General features: G+C 65.3%; 24 protein-coding genes. 18 read left to right on the forward strand and 6 right to left on the reverse strand.

What is annotated here, in order from left to right; genetic code table 11:
• Positions 1 to 74: 74 nt before the first annotated feature.
• From CR152_RS22490 to CR152_RS22505, 4 genes are all read right to left on the reverse strand, one after another.
• The gene (locus CR152_RS22490) at positions 75 to 425 is read right to left on the reverse strand and encodes a hypothetical protein (RefSeq protein WP_099878679.1); all 351 of its coding nucleotides are present in this window, start codon (positions 423 to 425) and stop codon (positions 75 to 77) included.
• A 93-nt stretch (positions 426 to 518) separates the two neighbouring features.
• Complete coding sequence (locus tag CR152_RS22495; RefSeq protein WP_099878681.1) at positions 519 to 755, reverse strand: hypothetical protein; 237 nt, start codon at positions 753 to 755, stop codon at positions 519 to 521.
• 27 nt (positions 756 to 782) lie between these two features.
• Complete coding sequence (ku, locus tag CR152_RS22500) at positions 783 to 1,784, reverse strand: non-homologous end joining protein Ku (protein WP_099878683.1); 1,002 nt, start codon at positions 1,782 to 1,784, stop codon at positions 783 to 785.
• Between the two features lie 15 nt (positions 1,785 to 1,799).
• Positions 1,800 to 2,795, reverse strand: a complete 996-nt coding sequence (locus CR152_RS22505; RefSeq protein ID WP_099878685.1) for an SDR family oxidoreductase — start codon at positions 2,793 to 2,795, stop codon at positions 1,800 to 1,802.
• 186 nt (positions 2,796 to 2,981) lie between these two features.
• On the opposite strand from CR152_RS22505, the gene CR152_RS22510 reads away from it, so the two are divergent.
• The 17 genes from CR152_RS22510 (at position 2,982) to arsH (ending at position 17,267) form a co-directional block, all read left to right on the forward strand.
• Entirely contained in the window at positions 2,982 to 4,418 is a 1,437-nt protein-coding gene (locus CR152_RS22510) for a GGDEF domain-containing protein (RefSeq protein WP_099878687.1), read from the forward strand.
• Positions 4,419 to 4,526: 108 nt separating this feature from the next.
• A complete protein-coding gene (locus tag CR152_RS22515; RefSeq protein WP_099878689.1) occupies positions 4,527 to 6,161 on the forward strand; it encodes a SulP family inorganic anion transporter in 1,635 nt (544 codons plus the stop codon).
• Complete coding sequence (locus CR152_RS22520) at positions 6,158 to 6,829, forward strand: phytanoyl-CoA dioxygenase family protein (RefSeq protein WP_099878691.1); 672 nt, start codon at positions 6,158 to 6,160, stop codon at positions 6,827 to 6,829. The genes CR152_RS22515 and CR152_RS22520 overlap by 4 nt, the downstream gene beginning before the upstream one ends.
• 72 nt (positions 6,830 to 6,901) lie before the next feature.
• Positions 6,902 to 7,603, forward strand: a complete 702-nt coding sequence (locus tag CR152_RS22525; protein WP_099878693.1) for a 2OG-Fe(II) oxygenase — start codon at positions 6,902 to 6,904, stop codon at positions 7,601 to 7,603.
• A 30-nt stretch (positions 7,604 to 7,633) separates the two neighbouring features.
• Complete coding sequence (locus CR152_RS22530; protein WP_099878695.1) at positions 7,634 to 8,230, forward strand: DinB family protein; 597 nt, start codon at positions 7,634 to 7,636, stop codon at positions 8,228 to 8,230.
• A gap of 115 nt (positions 8,231 to 8,345) precedes the next feature.
• Positions 8,346 to 10,115, forward strand: coding sequence for a DUF1302 domain-containing protein (locus CR152_RS22535; protein ID WP_157778668.1), 1,770 nt, complete (start codon positions 8,346 to 8,348; stop codon positions 10,113 to 10,115).
• A 136-nt stretch (positions 10,116 to 10,251) separates the two neighbouring features.
• Positions 10,252 to 11,091: an urease accessory protein UreD gene (locus tag CR152_RS22540; RefSeq protein ID WP_099878698.1), complete on the forward strand. Its 840-nt coding sequence runs from the start codon at positions 10,252 to 10,254 to the stop codon at positions 11,089 to 11,091.
• Between the two features lie 17 nt (positions 11,092 to 11,108).
• Positions 11,109 to 11,411 carry an urease subunit gamma gene (locus CR152_RS22545; RefSeq protein ID WP_054262719.1) on the forward strand — a complete coding sequence of 101 codons (303 nt, stop codon included), beginning with the start codon at positions 11,109 to 11,111 and terminating at the stop codon, positions 11,409 to 11,411.
• Between the two features lie 14 nt (positions 11,412 to 11,425).
• Entirely contained in the window at positions 11,426 to 11,749 is a 324-nt protein-coding gene (locus CR152_RS22550) for an urease subunit beta (RefSeq protein WP_099882659.1), read from the forward strand.
• Position 11,750: 1 nt separating this feature from the next.
• Complete coding sequence (ureC, locus tag CR152_RS22555; RefSeq protein WP_099878700.1) at positions 11,751 to 13,451, forward strand: urease subunit alpha; 1,701 nt, start codon at positions 11,751 to 11,753, stop codon at positions 13,449 to 13,451.
• A gap of 11 nt (positions 13,452 to 13,462) precedes the next feature.
• A complete protein-coding gene (gene ureE / locus CR152_RS22560) occupies positions 13,463 to 13,975 on the forward strand; it encodes an urease accessory protein UreE (RefSeq protein ID WP_099878702.1) in 513 nt (170 codons plus the stop codon).
• Positions 13,972 to 14,637: an urease accessory protein UreF gene (locus CR152_RS22565; protein WP_099878704.1), complete on the forward strand. Its 666-nt coding sequence runs from the start codon at positions 13,972 to 13,974 to the stop codon at positions 14,635 to 14,637. The genes ureE and CR152_RS22565 overlap by 4 nt, the downstream gene beginning before the upstream one ends.
• Positions 14,638 to 14,660: 23 nt before the next feature.
• A complete protein-coding gene (ureG, locus tag CR152_RS22570) occupies positions 14,661 to 15,293 on the forward strand; it encodes an urease accessory protein UreG (RefSeq protein WP_099878706.1) in 633 nt (210 codons plus the stop codon).
• The gene (locus tag CR152_RS22575) at positions 15,290 to 15,811 is read left to right on the forward strand and encodes a HupE/UreJ family protein (RefSeq protein WP_099878708.1); all 522 of its coding nucleotides are present in this window, start codon (positions 15,290 to 15,292) and stop codon (positions 15,809 to 15,811) included. The genes ureG and CR152_RS22575 overlap by 4 nt, the downstream gene beginning before the upstream one ends.
• 83 nt (positions 15,812 to 15,894) lie before the next feature.
• Positions 15,895 to 16,218 carry an ArsR/SmtB family transcription factor gene (locus tag CR152_RS22580; RefSeq protein WP_099878710.1) on the forward strand — a complete coding sequence of 108 codons (324 nt, stop codon included), beginning with the start codon at positions 15,895 to 15,897 and terminating at the stop codon, positions 16,216 to 16,218.
• On the forward strand, positions 16,215 to 16,577 hold the full coding sequence (arsC, locus tag CR152_RS22585) for an arsenate reductase (glutaredoxin) (RefSeq protein WP_099878712.1): 363 nt from the start codon (positions 16,215 to 16,217) through the stop codon (positions 16,575 to 16,577). Before CR152_RS22580 ends, arsC begins: the two co-directional genes overlap by 4 nt.
• A 6-nt stretch (positions 16,578 to 16,583) precedes the next feature.
• A complete protein-coding gene (gene arsH / locus CR152_RS22590; protein WP_099882661.1) occupies positions 16,584 to 17,267 on the forward strand; it encodes an arsenical resistance protein ArsH in 684 nt (227 codons plus the stop codon).
• Between the two features lie 20 nt (positions 17,268 to 17,287).
• Here arsH and CR152_RS22595 read toward each other — a convergent pair whose 3' ends face one another.
• Together CR152_RS22595 and CR152_RS22600 are read right to left on the reverse strand one after the other, a co-directional pair.
• Positions 17,288 to 17,674 (reverse strand): diacylglycerol kinase family protein, encoded by a 387-nt coding sequence (locus CR152_RS22595; RefSeq protein WP_099878714.1) that lies wholly within the window; start codon positions 17,672 to 17,674, stop codon positions 17,288 to 17,290.
• A 127-nt stretch (positions 17,675 to 17,801) separates the two neighbouring features.
• The gene (locus CR152_RS22600; protein WP_157778669.1) at positions 17,802 to 19,709 is read right to left on the reverse strand and encodes a linalool dehydratase/isomerase domain-containing protein; all 1,908 of its coding nucleotides are present in this window, start codon (positions 19,707 to 19,709) and stop codon (positions 17,802 to 17,804) included.
• Positions 19,710 to 19,957: 248 nt separating this feature from the next.
• Here CR152_RS22600 and CR152_RS22605 point away from each other — a divergent pair, with 248 nt between their 5' ends.
• Positions 19,958 to 20,905, forward strand: coding sequence for a DUF535 family protein (locus tag CR152_RS22605; RefSeq protein WP_099878717.1), 948 nt, complete (start codon positions 19,958 to 19,960; stop codon positions 20,903 to 20,905).
• The last annotated feature ends 11 nt before the right edge of the window (positions 20,906 to 20,916 follow it).

A 20,916-nucleotide genomic window follows, 5' to 3' on the forward strand; every position in this document is an offset into this window, starting at 1 on the left:
TAGAAAGGGGAACAAGACCAGCAGCGCGGCCGCCATGACATGACGATTCGCGCTCGGTCTTGCGATGCGCGCCCCTATTCTTTTTCGACGATGATGCCGCGGCCATACCCGCCGTGCGCGCGCGACAGCACCATGCACACCATAAAGCCTTTTTCGCCTTTCGCCATGGTCTCGACCACGTTGCGTTGTTCGGCGTATTCCTCCGTGGCGCGCAATTGTTCCGCCGTCTTGCCGGATCTTTTAATCTGTTCGGCCAGGCGTTCCTTGTCGACGCTCAGCTTGGGACATTTTGCGAGGGCGTAGTCGCCCGACGCCATTGCCGAGGCAACCTGGGCTTGAATGGCATCCTGCTCGGTGACGTCGGCGAGCGCCGCGCCGGCGCTCAATGCGAGCAGCGCGGCGGCTGCCAAGGTGGCAAATTTCATGGTGATGTCCTGTTAAATGTTGGCAGCTCATTATCGGCAAGTGCGCCGCGAAGCAATTAACATTATCACATGAATTTCGCCGGTGTCAGATAGTCAGGCATCCTCGTTCTTGCGAATACCGCGCACGTTGAGGGCCAGCAGCCCCACGTTGAGCGCGATGAGCGCCCAGGCGGCTTCGCCCCAGCCCCAGGCGATCCACATCAGGTTACCGACGATGAGCATCCAGAACGCGACGATGCGCTTGCCGGGCTTTTTGGACCCCATCCACCATGCGGCGGCAAGGCTGATTGCCATCGCCGGCCACTCGAGTAAAGCGAAAATCTCTTCCATGCGTCTCCTGTTGGGGGTACCGTTGTTCTATGCGGCCTTGCGCCGTGCCGGCGCAGCCTTGGCCGGTGCCGCCTTGGCCTTGACCGCCGGCTTCGCGGCCGTTTTCGCCGCGCTCTTGGCTACCGCCTTGGTGCTCGTGGTTTTCGATGCCGTCTTGCGCGGTTTGGCCGGCGGCGCTTCCTCGTCTTTGTCGCCATCATCCTCATCGTCGTTGGCGGCCTTGCCCTTGGCGGGTTTTTTGCCCAGGCTTTGCTGCAGCAGCGCCACCAGGTCGATGACGTTGCCTTTGCTGGCAGGCGCCTTTTCCTTCTCCGGCATGGTGATGGTCTTGGTCTGCCTGGCCTTGACCTTCTTCTCGACCAGCGCCAGGATGTCCTCGCGGTAGGTGTCGTGGTACTGCTCCGGTTCCCAGTCTTCGCTCATGCCTTCGACGAGCGCCATCGCCATCTTCAGTTCCTTGTCCGAGATGGCCGCGGTTTTCGACTTGGCGGTCGGGATCTTGAGTTCATCGGTGGGACGAATTTCGTCGCTATAGCGCAGCGTGTTCAGTACAATCGTGTCGCCCTCGCATACCAGCGCCGCCAGATGCTGCTTGACGCGGATGACCACCGTGGCGATGCCGATCTTGCCGACCTTGCGCAAGGTCTCGCGCAGCAGCGCATATACCTTGTCGCCGCCCTTGCCGGGCGCCAGATAGTAGGGCTGCTCGTAGTACAGCAGCGGCACCGTTTCGGCGTCGACAAACGCCAGAATGTCGATGGTGCCGGTCGCCTCGGGGTTCGCCCGGCGCAGGTCTTCCTCGGACAGTACGACGTACTCGCCGTCGCTGTACTCGTAGCCCTTGACGATATCGTCCCAGACCACTTCCTTGTTGTTTCCCTTGTTATAACGCTTGAAGCCGACCGGCGAGAAGTCGCGGCGGTCGAGCATGGTCAGGTCGAGCGCGTTGTCGCGCACGGCCGGATACATCTCGACCGGAATATGCACCAGCCCGAAGCTGATTGCGCCTTTCCATAGACTGCGTCCCATATGCCGGTCCTTTCCTTAGCTGCCTACGCTGCCTGTGACCGGCAACACGATGCCGGTGATATAGCTCGAACACACCGCCGAGGCCAGAAACACATACGCCGGCGAGAGCTCCTCCGGCTGGGCCGGACGGCGCATGTCGGTCTTCTGGCCGAACTCGGCGATCTTCTCCGGCGGCTGGTCGGCCGGATTGAGCGGGGTCCATACCGGCCCTGGCGCAATCGCATTCACGCGGATGCCCTGGTCCAGCAGATTGGATGCCAGCGACATCGTGAACGCGTGGATCGCGCCCTTGGTGGCCGAGTAATCGAGCAGCTTGCCCGAACCCTGCAGCCCGGTGACCGACCCGGTGTTGATGATCGCCGCGCCGCGCTTGAGATAGGGCAGGGCGCACTTGGCCATGTGGAAGTAGCCGTAGATATTGGTGCGCATGGTTTCGTCGAAGCGCTCTTCGGTCAGGTCCAGCAGCGACTCCGCATGTTCCTGGAAGGCGGCGTTATTGACCAGCACATCGAGGCGGCCGAATTCGGCCACGACTTTATCGACCGCTTCCTTGCAGAACGCCATATCCTTGACGTCGCCCGCCACCGTGATGCAGCGCTGGCCTTCGGCCTCGATGCAGCGCTTGGTTTCTTCCGCGTCTTCGTGCTCGTTCAGATAGAAAATCGCCACATCGGCGCCTTCGCGCGCGAACAGCACGGCCACCGCGCGGCCGATGCCCGAGTCGCCGCCGGTGATGATGGCCGTCTGCCCTTGCAGCTTGCCGCTGCCCTTGTAGCCTTCGGCCATGAAGCGCGGCTTGAGTTCCATCGACGCTTCGATGCCGGGTTTGACCAGATGCTGCGACGGCAGCGGCGGCGCCGGCTGCACCGGGCCGCCCGTCTGCACCGCTTCCTTGCTTTCTTCCTTGCTGGCCGAGGCGTCTTTCTGATCCTGCCTGCTCTGGATCGCGCGCTGCTTGTCGGCGACCGCCTCAACCTGTGAATTCAGTGCGTTCTCATCCGTATTTGCCATGGTGCTTCCTCCGTTTGAACGAGAAGTATCTGACCGGGGCGCCGCACTGACGGTGCGCCCGCGCACACACCGCACGTGTTGCTGTATGCCGCTCTGGTGCTTTATGGCAAACTGTACGGCGGACGGACGCAAGGTATGTTGCCGCTGCGTATTTATGCCGCATATTTTCGTGCTCAAGGAGACCCGATGTCGCAGCAGATTGGACTTTATCTAAATCCGGTAGGACAGCGTCGGGTCGATTTCCAGGGCATGTACGCCGATATGTTCGCGCGCCTGTTCATCGCCGACGGCACCGAGCAGGCCAGCGTCCTGCTGGGCCAGGAGCGGGTCGACCTGCTCATCATCGATCTCGAACGGTTCGACAGCAGCTTCGATCTCGACGGGCTCGGTGAGCTGATCGCGTGCCGCGCCGGTGCGCCGGTGCTGCTCCTGTGTCCCTTTATCAGTGCCGGCTGGCTGCCCGCGCTGATGAAATTTGGTCCCCTGGCGTACGCCATCGCGCCGCTCGACGATACCGACCTGCGCGGGGCGATCACGGCGCAGCTGGACGCGCCCAGCGCGCCCGAAACGCACGCGGACGACCTGCGCTCGCTGCTGGCGTTGCGTACCCGGCTGCAGCAGGCGCTGGTCGATGTGGACGACCTTATCAACGTGGCCGAACAGATTTGCATCGCGCTGTGCGACGCTTCCGGCGCCGTGCACGCGTCGCTGTTCCGGATGGATGTGCCGGGCGACCTGCAGCTCGAAGCGCAGTACTCGCCCACGGGCCTTAATCTGGCGCGCGTGCTTCACCGCAGCGACAGGCTGCTGCAGTCGCCGCTGCGGCATGCATTTCCGGGCCTGGTCGCCGCTTGCAGCAACGAGATGGCCTTGCTCGACGCGCCGGCCAAGGCCGGCGAGCCGGAACTGGCGCTCTCGCTGGTCGATAAAGGCGTCGAGATGGTCATCGGGCTGCCGCTGGGGTCCGCGCCGGGCAGCGCCATGGCCGGGTCGCTGTGCCTGATGTTCGGGCGCGCGCGCCAGTTCGGCGGCGAGGAACTCGATTCGTTCGTGGCGCTGGCGCAGCTGGCCGGCTTCGGCCTGCGCATGGCCGCGATGAGCCGCGAGAACGAAGCTTTGCTGGGGCGCGTGACGCACCTGGCCACGGTCGACGCGCTGACCGGGGTGGCCAACCGGCGCCACGGCGAGCACCTGCTCGAACTCGAAATCAAGCGCGCCCGCCGCTACAAGGTGCCGCTCGCATTGATCGGGTTCGACATCGACCGCTTCAAGGCCATCAACGACCAGTTCGGCCATCCGGTGGGCGACGCCGCGCTGCGCACGGTGGCGGAAGTGACCCAGTCGGTGCTGCGTGCCAGCGATGTGCTGATACGTTCGGGCGGCGAGGAGTTTTTGATCATCGTGCCGCATAACAGCGCCATCGACGCACTCAAGATCGCCGAGAAGATCCGCCTGGCGGTGGCCCAGACCGATATCGCAGGCTGCGACCGCCTCACCATTTCGCTCGGCGTGGGGCAGCTGGCCGACCAGGAAAGCGCCGATGCGCTGATGCTGCGGGTCGATGCGGCGCTGGGCCGGGCCAAGCGCGCGGGACGCAACTGCGTGGAACTGGCGATGTCGTAAGCATCCGTCGCGTGCCACGTCGCTCCCGCGCCAAGGCGGCACTCGGCGGGAGCGACGGAGGGTATAATCCATAATCACCGGCGCAAAGGATAAACAGATCAAGTGGGCATGCTGCAGTGGTTAAGAAACTACCGGCGCGCGTTGCTGCCCGGTGATATCAGCGCCGGCATTGTCGTCGCCCTCATGATGATCCCGCAGGGGATGGCCTATGCCCTGGTGGCCGGCTTGCCGCCTGTCGCCGGCATCTACGCCAGCATTCTTCCGCCCATTCTGTACGCGCTGTTCGGATCGAGCATGACCCAGTCGGTCGGCCCGATGGCGATCATCTCGCTCATGACGGCGGCCGCCCTGGCGCCGCTCGCCGCGCCCGGCTCCGGCCTGTATATCGTGCTCGCCGCCCAACTGGCCCTCGCTTCCGGTGCGGTGCTGCTTCTGTGCGGCTTGCTGCGGCTCGGCTACGTGGCCAATTTTTTTTCGCGTCCGGTCATGAGCGGCTTCACCATCGGCGCCGCCATCGTGATCGCCGTCGGCCAGTTGAAGGTGCTGGCCGGGGGCGCGCTGCCGCAGGTGCACGTGCCGAGCGCAATGCTGGGCGGCGCGGCGATCGTCTTGCTGCTGCTCGCAAAATACTATCTGGCGGCGCTGCTGCGCAGCGCCGGCTTGCCGGCCCGCGTTGCCGACATCGGCGCGCGCCTCGCCCCCATGCTGGTGGTGCTCGGCGCCACGCTGCTGTCGGCCGTGATGGACCTGCCGGCGCTGGGCGTGCAATGCACCGGCGAAGTCGCTTCCGGCCTGCCTGGCCTGAACCTGGCCACTTCCAGTGCTCACTGGCGCGCGCTGCTGCAGCCGGCGCTGCTGATCGGCTTCATGATCTTTTTGCTGGGGATGTCGGCCGCGCAAACGCTCGCGCTCAAGCGCCAGGAAAAACTGCAAAGTAATATGGAGCTGGTCGGCCTGGGCGTGGCCAACATCGGCAGTGCGCTCACGGGCGGCCTGCCGGTCACCGGCAGCCTGTCGCGTTCGGGCGTGAACTTCGCGGCCGGCGCCAACACGCCGCTGGCGAGCATCATCACCGGCGTGCTGCTGGCACTGGCGCTGGTCGCGCCGACCGGCTGGCTCGCGCTGCTGCCACTGCCCGCGCTGGCCGCCACGATTATCGTGGCGGTGCTGGGCATGCTGGAACTGGACACCCTGCGTACCGCGTGGCGCTACGACCGCGGCGACGCGCTGGCCCTGCTGGCGACAGCGGGTGGCGTGATTGCGCTGGGCGTCGACTACGGTGTCATTCTCGGCGTGCTGCTCTCGCTCGGCACCCTGATCTGGCGCGCCAGCCGCCCGCATATCGCGGTCCTGGGCCGTATCGCCGGCACCGAGCATTTCCGCAATATCGAACGCTACCCGGCCGGCACCGTGCCGGACGTGCTGATGCTGCGCATCGACGCCAATCTCTTTTTCGGCAATGTGGAAGCGGTCAACGCCCGCATCGAAGACGAGCTGGCGCTGCATCCGGCCACCCGCCACCTGGTGCTGGTGATGACGGCGGTCAGCTCGATCGACACGTCGGCCCTGTTCGGCCTGGGCGAACTGAATCTGGCGCTGCGCCAGCGCGGCATCGGCCTGCATCTGGCCGAAGTCAAGGGGCCGGTCATGGACCGCCTGAAAACCAGCGACCTGATTGGCGCGATCAACGGCAGGATTTTCCTGAGCGCGGCGATGGCGTCGGACGCGCTGGCGCTCAAATGAGAGCGCACTTCGAGCAGTTGGGCTATGCGCTGGCGCCCGCTGTGCTGTCGCCGGCCGAATGCGCGCGGCTGGGCGAGCTGGTACAGCCGGTCGCGTCGGCGTCGGGCGGTACGCGCTGCCTGCTGTCGCAGCCGTGGTGCGCCGCGCTGGCCGCGCGCCTGCGCGCCGATCCTGGGCTGGCCGCCTGCCTCGACCCGGATGCGCTGGCGGTGCAGTGCACCTACTTTGAAAAGTCGGCGGGCCGCAACTGGCTGGTGCCGATGCACCAGGACCTGAGCATTCCGGTGGCGGCGCGCGTCGATGCGCCCGCATTGCGCGGCTGGTCGGTCAAGGAAGGCGCCGTGTTCGTGCAGGCGCCGCCGGCGCTGCTGCGGGAACTGGTGGCCGTGCGCGTGCACCTTGACCCGTGCAGCGCCGGCGACGGCCCGCTGGTGGTGGTGCCGGGCTCGCACCGCGCGGGCGTGATTGCGCCGGCCGACCTGCCCGCCGCCCGGGCTGTTACCCCGGCCGTCGCCTGCATCGCCGGTGCCGGTGGCGCGCTGGTGATGCGCCCGCTGCTGCTGCATGCGTCGTCCAAGGCGCTCGGGCAGAGCCGGCGCCGGGTGCTGCACTTTGTGTTCGGCCCGCGCACCCTTCCGCACGGCCTGGAATGGAACATCGCCGTGTAATCGGACTAGTGACCCGGCGCCGCGCCTTGTGTACTATGCCGGTATCAGAAAAACCAGATCCGGAGAACGACGTTGGACGACTTCATCGAGATTTACGACAATGCCCTCACGAGCGAGCAGTGCGCAGCCATCGTCGCGCGCTTCGGCGCCAGCGGCAAGGTCGTGCGCGGCAAAACCGGCAACGGCGTCGACACGACCAAGAAAGACAGCTACGACCTGACCATTTCGGCGCACGAGGAGTGGCAGGACGTGGCGGGCATCATGATGCAGGCCGTGCGCGAGCATCTGTGCGCCTACATGAACAAATACCGCATGATGCTGATCGGCGCGCTGTCGCCGCAGGTGATGCATCCGGTCACCGGCGAGCCGGTCACGCTGTCTCCCGAAAATTTCGACGAATGCGGCACCGCCCATATCGATGAGCTGATGCGCACCATGTACCGCGCCGGCCAGATCAACGTACAAAAGTACGTGCAGGCCAGCGGCGGCTATCATCACTGGCATTCCGAGATTTATCCGCAGAACGCGAGCTGCGAAAGCCTGCACCGCGCGCTGCTGTTCCAGTTCTACCTGAACGACGTGGAAGAGGGCGGCGAGACGGAGTTCTACTACCAGAAGCGCAAGATCGAAGCGCGCCAGGGGCGCCTGATCATCGCGCCGGCCGGCTTTACCCATTCGCACAAGGGGCACGTGGCGCGCAGCGGCGACAAATACATCGCGACCTCGTGGATACTGTTCCAGCGCGCCGAGGTGCTGTATGGCGCCTCCGCTTAGCTTCTCACGTCAACTTCATTCCGTCACATCATGAATCAATTTTCGCGCTACCTGATCGCACAGGCCTACAACAACGCCTGGGCCAATCACCGTCTGCTGCGCGCCTGCGCCCAACTGTCGCAGGAAGAGTTTGAACTGGCCACGCGCACCAGCTTTTTCCCGTCGATCAAAATGACGCTCAATCACATTCTGACGGTCGACTGGTTCTATATCGACGCCATGGAACGCGCGGCGCGCGGCGACGAGCCCCATCCGGACTACTGCGCAGCCTTTTTCGAGCCGGAAGAGCCGTTTGCCACCTGCGCCGAGCTGTGGGCCGCGCAAAAATTGTGCGACCAGCGCCTGATCGCCTATTGCCGCCGGCTCGACGAAGCCACGCTCGCACGCGACGTCGGCATCCTGCGCGACGACGGGCTCAAACTCGATACGCCCGCGCGCCTGCTGGCGCACCTGTTCCAGCATCAGATCCACCACCGTGGGCAGGTGCACGCGATGCTCGCCGGGACTGGGGTCGCGCCGCCGCAGCTCGACGAATTCTACAGCCGTGGCGAGAGCGAAGACCGGGCGCCGGATTTCGCGGAACTGGGCTTTACCGAGGCCGATGTCTGGGGTACTTCAGCACCGTGACAAGCGGTAATCACCGTGCTAAATTGAGTTTGTAACCAAAAGTAAATAAAGTGGCGCGCGCCGGCGGATCGTTCGCCGGCGCGAAGGCTTCCTGCAACTTATGACAGGCTTTCACATGCATCGACCCAGGCGTCGGCACTTTCACGCCGCTTTCACAGTGGCCGCTCTGGCGGGAACGCCGGCGTACGCGCTGGAGACCCACGTTAGCGGGCGGCTCGGTTTCGGCGCGAGCTTTCGCACCGAGGCATCGGTGCCACATTTACTGGTTCCATATAACGCGGCGGCCGTTGGGCTGTCCGGAGTGGCCAGCGCGGGCCAGAACAGCGACGACGCCAACCTGAACTTCCGGCGCGGAGATGCCGTTTCACGCACGCTCAAAGGCTATGTCGACCTGACGGCGGGCGAGGGCAGTTTCAGTGCGCTGTTACGCGCCAAGGCCTGGCACGATTTCGCCCTGAGCGACCATGCGCGCGCCTGGGGCAACAGCATCAATGGCTACGCCGCCGGGCAGCCGCTCGACGACGCTGGCGGCGCGCGCCTGTCGCGTTTTTCGGGCGTGGCGCTGGGCGACGTTTTCGTCCAGCACAGTGTGCAGGCCGACGGCGTGCGCATGCTCGCGCGCCTGGGGCAGCAGTCGCTGGCGTGGGGGGAGCGCGGCGGTTTTCCGGGCGGCCTGTCCGCGATTAACGCGGTCGACTTCCCTGCGCGCCGGCGCGCCGATGCGGTGCCGCAGGAAACCCTGGTGCCCGCGCCGATGCTGTTCGCGCGCGTGGACGTGGCCAGCGGTTTCGGGGTCGAGGGCTTTTATCAAACCCATTTCCGGCCGTCGGCGCTGGACCTGTGCGGCACCTTCTGGGCCACTACCGACTATGTGGCGCAAGGCTGCAACCATGCCTTCGCCGGACCGATGCCCGTCAGCGACCGGGCACGCCTGGCCCGCGGCGCTTTCGTCAAGCGCATGGATAATCCCGATGCGGTCGACGAGCGCCAGTACGGCGCCGCGCTGACCTGGAAGTCGGCCCCGCTGGCCCTGGATGTGGGCCTGTATCACGCGCGCTACACCAGCCGCAACCCGCTGCCGGGCGTGCGCAAGGCACAGCGGACCGGCACCGGCCTGATCGCGGGCGACCCGGATGGCAAGAATATGCGCTACTTCACCGAATACGCGGGCGGCATCGGCATGACATCGCTGACACTCGCGCACCGGCGCGCGCATGGAAGCCTGTTCGGTGAGCTGACCTACCGTCCCAATCAGCCGATCCAGCTGCCGCCCGGAGACACCTTGCCGGCGTTCCTCAATCCGGCGATTGTCACCTTGCTGCGCAAGGATGTCGATGCGCTCGCGCCAGGCGCGCTGTATCACACCTACGACCGCTATCGCACCTTCCAGCTGCAGGCGGGGGTGCAGCAGGACTGGCCGCTGGTGGCGGGAATTGCCGTCAGCACGCTTGGCGAGGTGGTCGTCAAGCACGTCGCCGGGCTGCCCGATCCGTCAGTGCGGCGCTATGGGCGCGCCGACCAGTATGGGAATGGTCCCGTCAACGGAGCCTGCACGGTGACCAGCAGCGACGCCGCCCGCCAGTGCAGCTCCGACGGCTACGTGAGCCCGACCGCCCATGCGTATCGGGTGCGGGTGGACGCGCGCATGGCGCAGGTGCTCAAAGGGCTCAACCTGCACGCCTGGGCGCAGCTGCAGCATGAAGTGAAGGGATGGTCGTACGACTTCCTGCTCAGCGAAGGCCGCCGCACGATGAACATCGGCCTGCGGATGGAATACCTGAAGCGCTATGTGGCCGAGGTAGCGTACCTCCCGGTGTGGGGTGGGGTGTACAACACCCAGGTGGACCGCGATGTGCTGTCGGTGTCGATGGGCGTGAAGTTCTAGTTACACGCTGAAAACGCGTCGAACGCACCAAGCCGGTGCGTGCGCGCCGTCGCGGTGCGCCTGATCACCCGTTGCGGGCGCGCCGCACCCTGAACGTGCCCCGCGCGCTGGCACGCATCCTGCTCTTTCGACAGGTATGCGAGATTGCCACCAGACCGATCCGACCCAAAGTGCATGGCAAGCCAGCCTGCGGCTGCGCTTTGCCGACGATGCGGGCACCACGCGCCTGATGGAGCGTGTCCACAGCGGGCCGCTGCGCGTGCAAAAACCGCTGTATCCGGAAGGCCCGCGCATCTGCCACGCCATCATCGTGCACCCGCCGGGCGGCGTGGTGGGCGGCGACCGGTTGTCGGTGGGCGTGGCCGTGGGCGACGCCAGTCACGCCTTTCTTACTTCGCCCGGCGCCGCCAAATGGTATCGCGCCAACGGCAACATCTCGCGCCAGGACGTGCTGATCGAAGCCGGCACCGGCGCGGCGGTCGAATGGATGCCGCAGGAAGCCATCTTCTTCAACGGCGCCCACGTGGCGCTGGAACAACGGGTCGAACTGGCCGCCAACGCCAGCTATATCGGTTGCGACATCCTGTGCTTCGGCCGGAGCGCCTCGGGTGAAACCTTCGACAGCGGCACCATCACCCAGCACACGCAGATTCGCCGTGGCGGCAAGCTGCTGTGGTGGGAGCAGGGCGCGCTGCACGGCGGCAGCGCCGCCATGCACAGCCCATTGGGACTGAACGGCGCCAGCGTCTGCGCCACCCTGGTCGGCGTCGGCAAGCCGGCCGGCGGCGCCCTGATCGACGCCATGCGCGCGCTCGATCCGGCACTTGGCATCACCCAAATCAAATCGGTATTCGTCGCGCGCTACCTGGGCAACGACAGCGAAAGCGCGCGCCGCGCCATTTTCAGCGTGTGGCAGTTACTGCGCCCGCACCTGCTCGGGTGCGCCGCGCCGCTGCCGCGCATCTGGACTACCTAGACAAGAGAACACGATCCATGGACCTGACCCCGCGCGAAAAAGACAAACTGCTGATCTTCACCGCCGCCTTGCTGGCCGAACGGCGCATGGCGCGCGGCCTCAAACTCAATTATCCGGAAGCCGTGGCGCTGATCAGCGCGGCCATCATGGAGGGCGCGCGCGACGGCAAGACGGTGGCGCAGCTGATGTCCGAGGGCGCCGCCATCCTGACCCGTGCCGATGTCATGGACGGCATCGCCGAGATGATCCCCGACATCCAGGTCGAAGCGACTTTCCCGGACGGCAGCAAGCTCGTGACCGTCCACAACCCCATTCCCTGAGAGCGGAGATGACGATGATACCTGGCGAATACCTGCTGGCCGACGGCGACATTGAGCTCAACGCCGGCCGCGCCACCCGCACCGTGGTGGTGGCAAACAGCGGCGACCGGCCAATCCAGGTCGGCTCGCACTTTCACTTCTTCGAAGTGAATACGGCGCTGCAGTTCGCGCGCAGCGCGGCGATCGGCATGCGGCTCAATATCGCCTCCGGCACCGCGGTGCGTTTCGAGCCCGGCCAGCAGCGCACCGTGGAACTGGTGGCGCTTGGGGGCGAGCGCATGGTGTTCGGCTTCAACGGCCTGGTGATGGGCGAACTGCCGCCGCATGGAGGCAACTAGCATGCCCTCGATCAGCCGCCGCGCCTATGCCGACATGTTCGGCCCCACCACGGGCGACCGCATCCGCCTCGCCGACACCGACCTGTTCATCGAGATCGAGCGCGACTTCGCCATCCACGGCGAGGAAGTCAAGTTCGGGGGCGGCAAAACCATCCGCGACGGCATGGGCCAGTCGCAGCGGCTGCACGCCGGCGTGATGGATACCGTCATCACCAACGCCGTCATTGTCGACCACTGGGGTATCGTCAAGGCCGACATCGGCCTGAAAAACGGCCTGATCGCCGCCATCGGCAAGGCCGGCAACCCGGATGTGCAGCCCGGAGTGACCATGGCCATCGGCGGCGCCACCGAAATCATCGCCGGCGAAGGCATGATCGTCACCGCCGGCGGGGTCGACACGCACATCCACTTCATCTGCCCGCAGCAGATCGAAGAAGCGCTCATGAGCGGCATCACCACCATGATCGGCGGCGGAACGGGACCTGCGACCGGCACCGCGGCCACCACCTGCACGCCCGGGCCCTGGCACCTGCACGCGATGCTGGGCGCGGCCGACGCCTTTCCGATGAACCTGGGCTTCATGGGCAAGGGGAATGTGAGCTTGCCAGGGCCGCTGGAGGAACAGGTGCTGGCCGGCGCCATCGGCCTGAAACTGCACGAGGACTGGGGCAGCACCCCGGCCGCCATCGACAACTGCCTGGCGGTGGCCGAGCGCATGGACGTGCAGGTGGCCCTGCATTCGGACACGCTCAACGAAGGCGGTTTTTTGGAGACCACGCTGGACGCCTTCAAGGACCGCACCATCCACACCTTTCATACGGAAGGCGCGGGCGGCGGCCATGCGCCGGACATCATCGCCGCCGTCGGGCAGGACAACGTGCTGCCGTCGTCGACCAATCCAACCCGCCCGTTCACCGTCAACACGCTCGACGAACATCTCGACATGCTGATGGTGTGCCATCACCTGGACCCGGCGATTGCGGAAGACGTGGCGTTCGCCGAGTCGCGCATCCGGCGCGAGACCATCGCCGCCGAGGATATCCTGCACGACCTTGGCGCGATCTCGATGATGTCATCCGACTCGCAAGCCATGGGCCGGGTGGGCGAGGTGATCATGCGCACCTGGCAGACCGCGCACAAGATGAAGCAGCAGCGCGGGCCGCTCGCGCCGGATTCGTCGCGCAGCGATAACTTCCGCGTCAAGCGCTACATCGCCAAGTACACCATCAACCCGGCCATTACGCACGGCGTGTCGCACGCGGTCGGCTCCCTGGAAGTGGGCAAGATCGCCGATATCGTGCTCTGGAAGCCGGCCTTTTTCGGCGTCAAGCCCTCGCTGATCGTCAAGGGCGGCATGATCGCGGCGGCCCAGATGGGCGACCCGAACGCCTCGATCCCCACGCCGCAGCCGGTGCACTACCGCATGATGTTCGGCGCCTTTGGCGGCGGCCTGAAAAAGTCTTTTACTTTTGTCTCGCAAGCCGCATACGACGCCGGCATCGGCGCGCAACTGGGTTTGACCAAAACGCTCATTCCCGTGCACGGCATGCGCCACCTGCGCAAGCGCGACATGATCCACAACGGCGCCACGCCGTATATGGAAGTCGATCCCGAAACCTATGAAGTGCGCGCCGACGGCCAGCTTTTGGTCTGCGAGGCGGCCACTGTGCTGCCGATGGCGCAGCGCTATTTCCTGTTCTGAAAGGCCCTACGATGATGACCTTGCACACCAAGCTGGCGCACGCCGAACGCGTCGACGATGAACTGGTGCTGGCCTACGACCAGCGCGAAAAATGCCGCCTGCGCGCGCGACTGGCGGGCGGCGACGAAGTGGCGCTGTTCATGGTGCGCGGCACGGTGCTGCGCGACGGCGAGCTGCTGACCGGCGCTGAAGGACGCGTGGTGCGCGTCGTCGCCGCCAGCGAACCGACCTACGTGGTCCACTGCGACACACCTTTGACCATGGCGCGCTGCGCCTTTCACCTGGGGAACCGGCATACGCAGGCGCGGATCGGCGACGGCTTCCTGCGCATCCGGGTCGACCCGGTGCTCAAGGAAATGGTGGAGGGACTGGGTGCGCGCGTGGTGCAGGAGAACGCGCCGTTCGAGCCGGAGGCGGGGGCGTACGCGGGTGGAGGGCACAGCCACGGCCATGAGGGCCATCTGCTCGCACCGGTGCCGCTGCGCCAGAAAATTCACCGGCCCAGCGATCCGGCGCCGGCATGAACGCCACCGCGCTGCTGCATTTGCTGCAGTTTGCCAGCCCGGCGCTGCCGATTGGCGGCTACAGCTATTCGCAAGGGGTGGAAGCGGCGCTGGAGGCGGGCCTGGTCGCCGATGCCGACAGCGGCCGCGCATGGATTGCACGCTACCTGGACGAAGTCGTGGCGCAGTGGGATGCGCCGCTGTTCTGGCGCCTGCTCAAGGCGTTCGAGGCGCATGACGACGCATCGGTCGCCTTGTGGAGCGAACGTTTCCTGGCCTCGCGCGATAGCGCGGAGTTTCGCGCCGAGACAATCCAGATGGGCTACTCGCTCACGCGCCTGATCGCGGAGCTGGGCGTGGCAGACGTGGCGGCGCTCGGGCCGGAGGTGGCGCTGCCGACGGCCTTTGCCTGCGCGGTCGACGCGCTCGGCATCCCGCACGAGGAAGCATTGCTGGCGATGCTGTTCTCAATGGTCGAGAACCAGGTGCTGGTGTGCGTCAAGTCGGTTCCGCTCGGGCAGGTGGCGGGCCAGCGCATGCTGCTGTCCCTGCGCGGCGAGATCGAACAGGCGGCGCGCCGCGCGCAAACGCTGGGCGACGATGCAATGTCGAACTGGTCGCCCGGCCTGTCCATGCTGTCGATGCGGCACGAGGCGCAGCACGGCAGATTGTACCGATCATGATAATCAAGGAAGAGAGACACGGCATGACATCAAATCCCCTGCGGGTCGGCATTGGCGGCCCGGTTGGTTCCGGCAAGACGGCACTGTGCGAGATGCTATGCAAAAGCATGCGCGACCAGTTCGACATGGCGGTCATCACCAACGACATCTACACGCGCGAAGACATGGAGATCCTGCTGCGCGCCGGGGCGCTGCCGGCCGAGCGCCTGATGGGCGTGGAGACGGGCGGCTGCCCGCACACGGCGATCCGCGAGGACGCTTCGATCAACCTGGAAGCCATCGCGCGCATGCAGGCCGACTTTCCCGACCTGGACCTGATCCTGATCGAGTCCGGCGGCGACAACCTGGCGGCGACCTTCAGCCCCGAGCTGTCGGACCTGACCCTGTATGTAATCGACGTGGCCGGCGGCGAAAAGATACCGCGCAAGGGTGGCCCCGGCATTACACGTTCCGATCTGCTGATCATCAATAAGACCGACCTGGCGCCCCACGTGGGGGCCAATCTCGACATCATGGCGCACGACGCGCGGCGCCAGCGCGGCGAACGTCCCTTCATCTTCACCAACCTGCGCAGCGGCGAAGGCGTGGAGGCTGTGGTGGCTTTCATCCGCGAACAGGGCCTGCTCGATGCCAAAACAGGAGAAGACACGCCATGAAAAAGACACTCGCCTTTGCACTGTGCCTGCTCGCGCTGCCCGCCGCAGCCCATCCCGGCCACGACGCCGTGGCCGGTTTCGCGGCCGGCTTTGCGCATCCGTTCAGCGGCATCGATCATCTGCTGGCCATGCTGGGCGTTGGCTTGTGGAGCCGGCAGCAGGGCAGGGGCGTGCTGCTGCCGGTGTTTGTATCGATGATGGCGCTTGGCGCGGCCGTGCAGGTGGGCGTGCCGATCGAGGCAGGGCTGGCCGCTACCGTGTTGCTCATCGGCGCGCTGCTGGCGGGCGCCGCGCGCGTGCCGGCCGCGCTGGCGATGGCGCTGGTGGCTGGCTTCGCGCTGCTGCACGGCCAAGCGCATGGACGCGAGCTGCTCGGCGTGGCCAGCGCCGCGGGCTTCCTTAGTGCGAGTGCTGTGCTGCTGGCAGCCGGCTATGCGGCCGGCAGTGCGCGCGTGACGCAGCTGGCCGGCGCGGCGATTGGTGCTGGGGGCGTGCTGCTGCTTGCCGCGATGGCCTGACCTTCCTGCGCTCCGGGGTGAGCGCTTGCATCGATTCCATAATTCGATTATTATTGAATGATCGAATCCGTGGGTATCCCATCATGCAAACCAAACAGGCATTGGCGGCGCTGAGCGCCGTGGCGCAGGAATCGCGCCTGGCGGTGTTTCGCCTGCTGGTGCAGGCCGGGCCGGCCGGCATGGCCGCCAGCCACATCGCCACGCAGCTGGGCATCGCGCCATCGTCGCTGTCGTTCCACCTCAAGGAACTGACGCATGCGGCACTGGTGACGGCACGCCAGGACGGCCGTTTCGTGATCTATGCCGCCGATTTCGCGACGATGAATGCGCTGATCGGTTTCCTGACCGAGAACTGCTGCAGCGGCGCGCCGTGCACTCCCCCGACACTTCCCGAGAGCCCTCAATGACCATCACCATCTATCACAATGCGCGCTGCAGCAATTCGCGCCGCGCCCTGGAACTGATACGCGCCAGCGGCGCCGAGCCGCATGTCGTCGACTACCTTGCCGAGCCACCCACGCGCGCCGTGCTGGCCGACCTGATTGCACGCGCGGGGCTTGGCGTGCGCGACGCCATGCGCACCAAGGAACCGGAATACGCCGATCTTGGCCTGGCCGATCCGGCCGTGGGCGACGATGCCCTGCTGGACGCCATGGTGGCGCATCCGACCCTGATCAACCGCCCGTTCGTGGTCACGCCGCTGGGTGTGCGCCTGTGCCGTCCCGGCGACCTTGTACTCGACATCCTGCCACCGAAGGAAGCATGAATGGATATGACCCTGCCCAACCTGAGCGAAGCGCAGTTCGACCTGCCGACCGAGGATAAGCTGGCACCGCCGGTGCGCTTCGACCATGCGCCGCGCATCCTGCTGCTGTACGGCTCCCTGCGCGAGCGCTCGTTCAGCCGCTTTCTGACCGAAGAAGCGGCGCGCATTCTGGCCCACATGGGCGCCGAAGTGCGCATTTTCGATCCGCATGGCCTGCCCGTGACCGACAGCGAAGCGGCCACGCACCCCAAGGTGGCCGAACTGCGCGCGTTGTCGCTCTGGTCGGAAGGGCAGGTATGGTGCAGCCCTGAGCGGCATGGCGCCATCACGTCCGTAATGAAGAACCAGATCGACTGGATTCCGCTCGAAGTCGGTGCCACCCGGCCGACCCAGGGACGCACGCTGGCGGTGATGCAGGTATCGGGCGGCTCGCAGTCGTTCAATACCGTCAATACCCTGCGCCTGCTTGGACGCTGGATGCGCATGGTGACGATTCCGAACCAGTCGTCGGTGCCGAAGGCGTACGAGCAGTTCGACGAGGCCGGGCGCATGAAGCCGTCGCCGTATTACGACCGCGTGGTCGATGTGATGGAGGAGCTGTTCAAGTTCACGCTGCTGGTGCGCGAGCGCAGCGATTATCTGGTCGACCGCTACAGCGAGCGGCGCGACGCCGCCCAGCGCCAGGCCTAGAGCACGCGCATCACGTGCGGCTAGAAATACGGCCAGAACGTCAGCGCGCCGATCAGCACCGCGCCGACGGCCGCGATCAGCACGCCGCCAGCCGCGATGTCCTTGGCATGCTTGACGGCGATCGCGTAGCCCGGCGAGACCACGTCGCAGACGTATTCGACCGCCGTGTTGATGGTCTCGGCTACCCACACGGCCACCATCGCCACCACCAGCCAGCGCCAGTCGGCCGCGCTGACCTTGAAATAGAACGCCATTCCCGCCACGATCATGGTCGCGATCAGGTGCAGCCAGGCGTTGTGCTGGGTTTTGAGCATGAAGACGATGCCCGCGATGGCGTAGCCGAAGCTCTTGGAGCGCGCCGCCAGCGAAAAGGGCTCCGGCGTGCTGACGTTTTTGGTCTCGTTCATGGTTGGTCCGTAGGTTTGATCAAGCGCCAGTCCTGGGCCTGGCCCGGCCGCCGCGCCGCCAGTGTCAGCCACGACTTTAATCCGATTACGCCGCCGATGACAGCGGCAATGAGCACGCAGCAGGCCATTATCCGCCTCCTTGCGGTTGCACGTGCAGGCTTGTGCGCCCATTGAGCGCCAAATCGAAGCGCGCCTGACCGTTGGCGTTGGCCGTGATGGGGATGCCGTTGGCAAGATAATGTGCGTTCGGCTGCAGGCCACGCAAGCCGATGGCGTGGACGCCGTCGGCGTAGAGCACCGCGCGCAGGGCGTCATGGCCGGCGTGGGCGCTGGCGACCAGGATGGCGGGGTAGGCAAGGCTGTCCAGCTGCGGTCCCGTTACCGGCTTCGGTGCGGCGATGACATCGCGAAAGTCGTCGCGCGCGCCGGCGCGGGCCATCAGTTCCACGCCATGGGCCCATACCGACGCCTTGCGGCGGTGGATCACGCCATCCTTGAGCACACTCGGGCATTCTTTTTCCAGCGCGTCCAGGCAGGCGCTGTAGACAGCGCTGTCGCCCAGTTCCGCGGCCGCCAGAGCGGTGGCGCTGTAGGCGCTGGCGCGCGAGAAGCCGTAGTTGCCGGTATCGATAGGCCAGAAGGCGCGGCGGCGGAATGCGCCGTTGCGGTCGAACAGCTGGCGGCGCAGCAGCAGCCACTGGCGGCGCGCCAGGTCGGGCGCGATCACGTTGAGGAAGAAGCACGGCATCGCCAGCGGCATCACGCCGCCGACAGCCGGCAAGGCCAGGCCGGTGCGGGCCGATTTGCACGGAATATAGCGCCCGAAACCGTCGAGGAACTCGGCTTCCAGGTGATGGCGAAAGTCCTGCGCGCGGGCGGCCCAGCGCTGCTCCTGATGCTGGGCGTCAAACGCCATGATGGCGCTCGCGCCGATGGTATTGCAGAGCGGGTAGACCCAATTCGGTTCGCACGCTATCAGATAGTAGGGCGAGGTGCTGTACTCGTGTTCAAGGCGCTGCACCAGCGAGGCGGCATCGTGCGCATAGCGTTGGCCCGACGGGTGGGTGAGGGTAAAGCGGCCAGTTTCTGAAAAGTCGCGGCGTCCGGTGCTGGCACTGAACAGCGCCATTTGCAGCGCCACGAAGCCGGTGTACATGATGTTTTCGCGCGCCACCGGGTCGGGATCGGCTCGCAGGTTGCCCCACAGGTTTTCCAGCTTCCAGTACGACCAGACCTGGTGCTGCGCCTGTTTGTCGAGCAGAGCGATTTGGGCATCGTGCATGTAGCCGCGAAAGGCCGGCGTGAAACGCGCCTGGGTCAGCGCCACGCCGTACGCCAGGAAGTTCAGCTGATAGCGGGTGGCGGCGGTTTGAAACTGGTCGATTTTTTCGAAGCCATTGAACTGGTCGAGGGGCTGCAGGGCGCGGTCGAGCGCAAAGCGCAGGCGCTGGAGGTGTTCAAGGGACATTTCGGCCGCGTGAGCGGGGGTGATGTCGGCGTCGAAAATCAGGTCGAGGCGGCCGGTCTGGCTGGCCAGATAAGTATTGTCGATCCGCCTTTGGCGGCGCCCGAGCGCGAACCAGGTGGCCATGGCGACCGCCGTGGCACCCATCGTCAGCGCCAGACCGGCAAAGACCATGTCGACGGTGGATTCGCGCAGCGCGCCATGGCGCATGGTGGCCGCGCCCATGGCCAGCCCTAGCCAGACCAGGGGCGGGGCAAGGATATTGCCCGTGCCGAACCAGATCATCAGCGAAAACCCAAAAGCGGCCATGCCGGCGAGAGCGGCAAGCAGGTGGCCGATGCCGTTTTGGGTGCAGATGTCGGCATGGGCCAGGAAGCCGCCGCCGGGCACGATCAATCCCATGCCGAAGATGCGCAGGTTATCCTGGTGCGACACGAACAGGATTGCCGATCCGGCGCCCAACAAAGCCAGATACAAAACGCACAGACGAATAATTCTTGCCTGCGTAACGGGGCCGAACAGGCGTTCATACGGCGGCAGGAGGGCAATGTCGGTGTGGTGTGAATTCATGCCTGGCGGCCGGTCGGATAAGGCAGTCATTTTACTTGAAATGCTGCGTGGAAATATCATATTGCCGTCGCATTCAGCGTGGATCAATTCCATGTCGTAATCAGCATGCGTGTCTGCTTATGTGTACAACAGGAAATAAAATGTATTTACTACGAATATTTTAATTTACAATGAGCAATTAACGCGACGTTGGGGTTCGGACGACAAGCCAACTGTTGCATCGTTCAGTTTGCCCTCCGGAGTGCGCAATGAATTTTCAAGAAGGCCCTTTCGCAGGGGGGCTGGAGACATTCTTCCTGACGCCGTCGATCACGCTGCGCTCGGGCGTGCCGGCAGGTTTGCCCACATCGCAATACTGGCGTGAGCGGCTCAAGCTGCATGCGCGGGCGCTGTTGCACCGCCGTGTTACCGGGCAATGGCTGCGCGTGCTGAATGCGCATCCCCTGTTTTGCGACCTGGTCCGCGATTCCCCCAAGCTGCTGTACAAGATTTATCGCCCCTACATGAGCAATGTGCTGTGCGCGGAAGCGCGTCTGCGCGTGCTGGCGATCCATTACGGCTTCGTGTTCAGCCGCGGACTGGGGCCGATGATCGTGGCCGCCGCGCGTGCCGGGGTGCCGCTCGGATCGGTGGAGGGGAAAACCGGCACCATGTACGAGTTGCAGTTGCGCGCCGTATCCACCATGGAACGCGAAGGCGAGCTCGTGCTGCAATTGTGCGAAAGTGGCACGCCGGTGTTCTCGCTGGCGTTCACCTTTGCCGAGGAGGCGGGGGCGGCGATTGTGTGTATCGGCTGCATTCAGGGGCCCAAAGGTGGCGATGGGCTTGAATCGATCCGCACAGCAACGCGCGAGTTGCACGGCGTGCGGCCCAAGCATTTACTGGTGACCTTGGTACGGCAGCTCGGCTATGCCTTCGGTTGTGGCCGCGTGCGGCTGGTCGGGAATGCGAACCGCGTGGTGCACGGCGCGATTCGTCGCGGCAAGGTGTTGGCCGATTATGACCAGATGTGGAATGAACTGGGCGCCGAACGTCGTGCCGATGGCGATTATGGGCTTGCGTGCGAGCCGGTGCAGGAACCCGATATGGAGCAGATCCAGTCGAAAAAGCGCTCGGAGGCGCGCAAGCGGCATGCCGTGGTGGTGGAGCTGGCCGATGCGCTGGTAGCCAGCCTGGTTTTCCCCGTGCGCGCATGAGCTCGATCACA

Origin of the sequence: Massilia violaceinigra (genome assembly GCF_002752675.1) — a bacterium.
Taxonomy (GTDB): domain Bacteria; phylum Pseudomonadota; class Gammaproteobacteria; order Burkholderiales; family Burkholderiaceae_D; genus Telluria_A; species Telluria_A violaceinigra.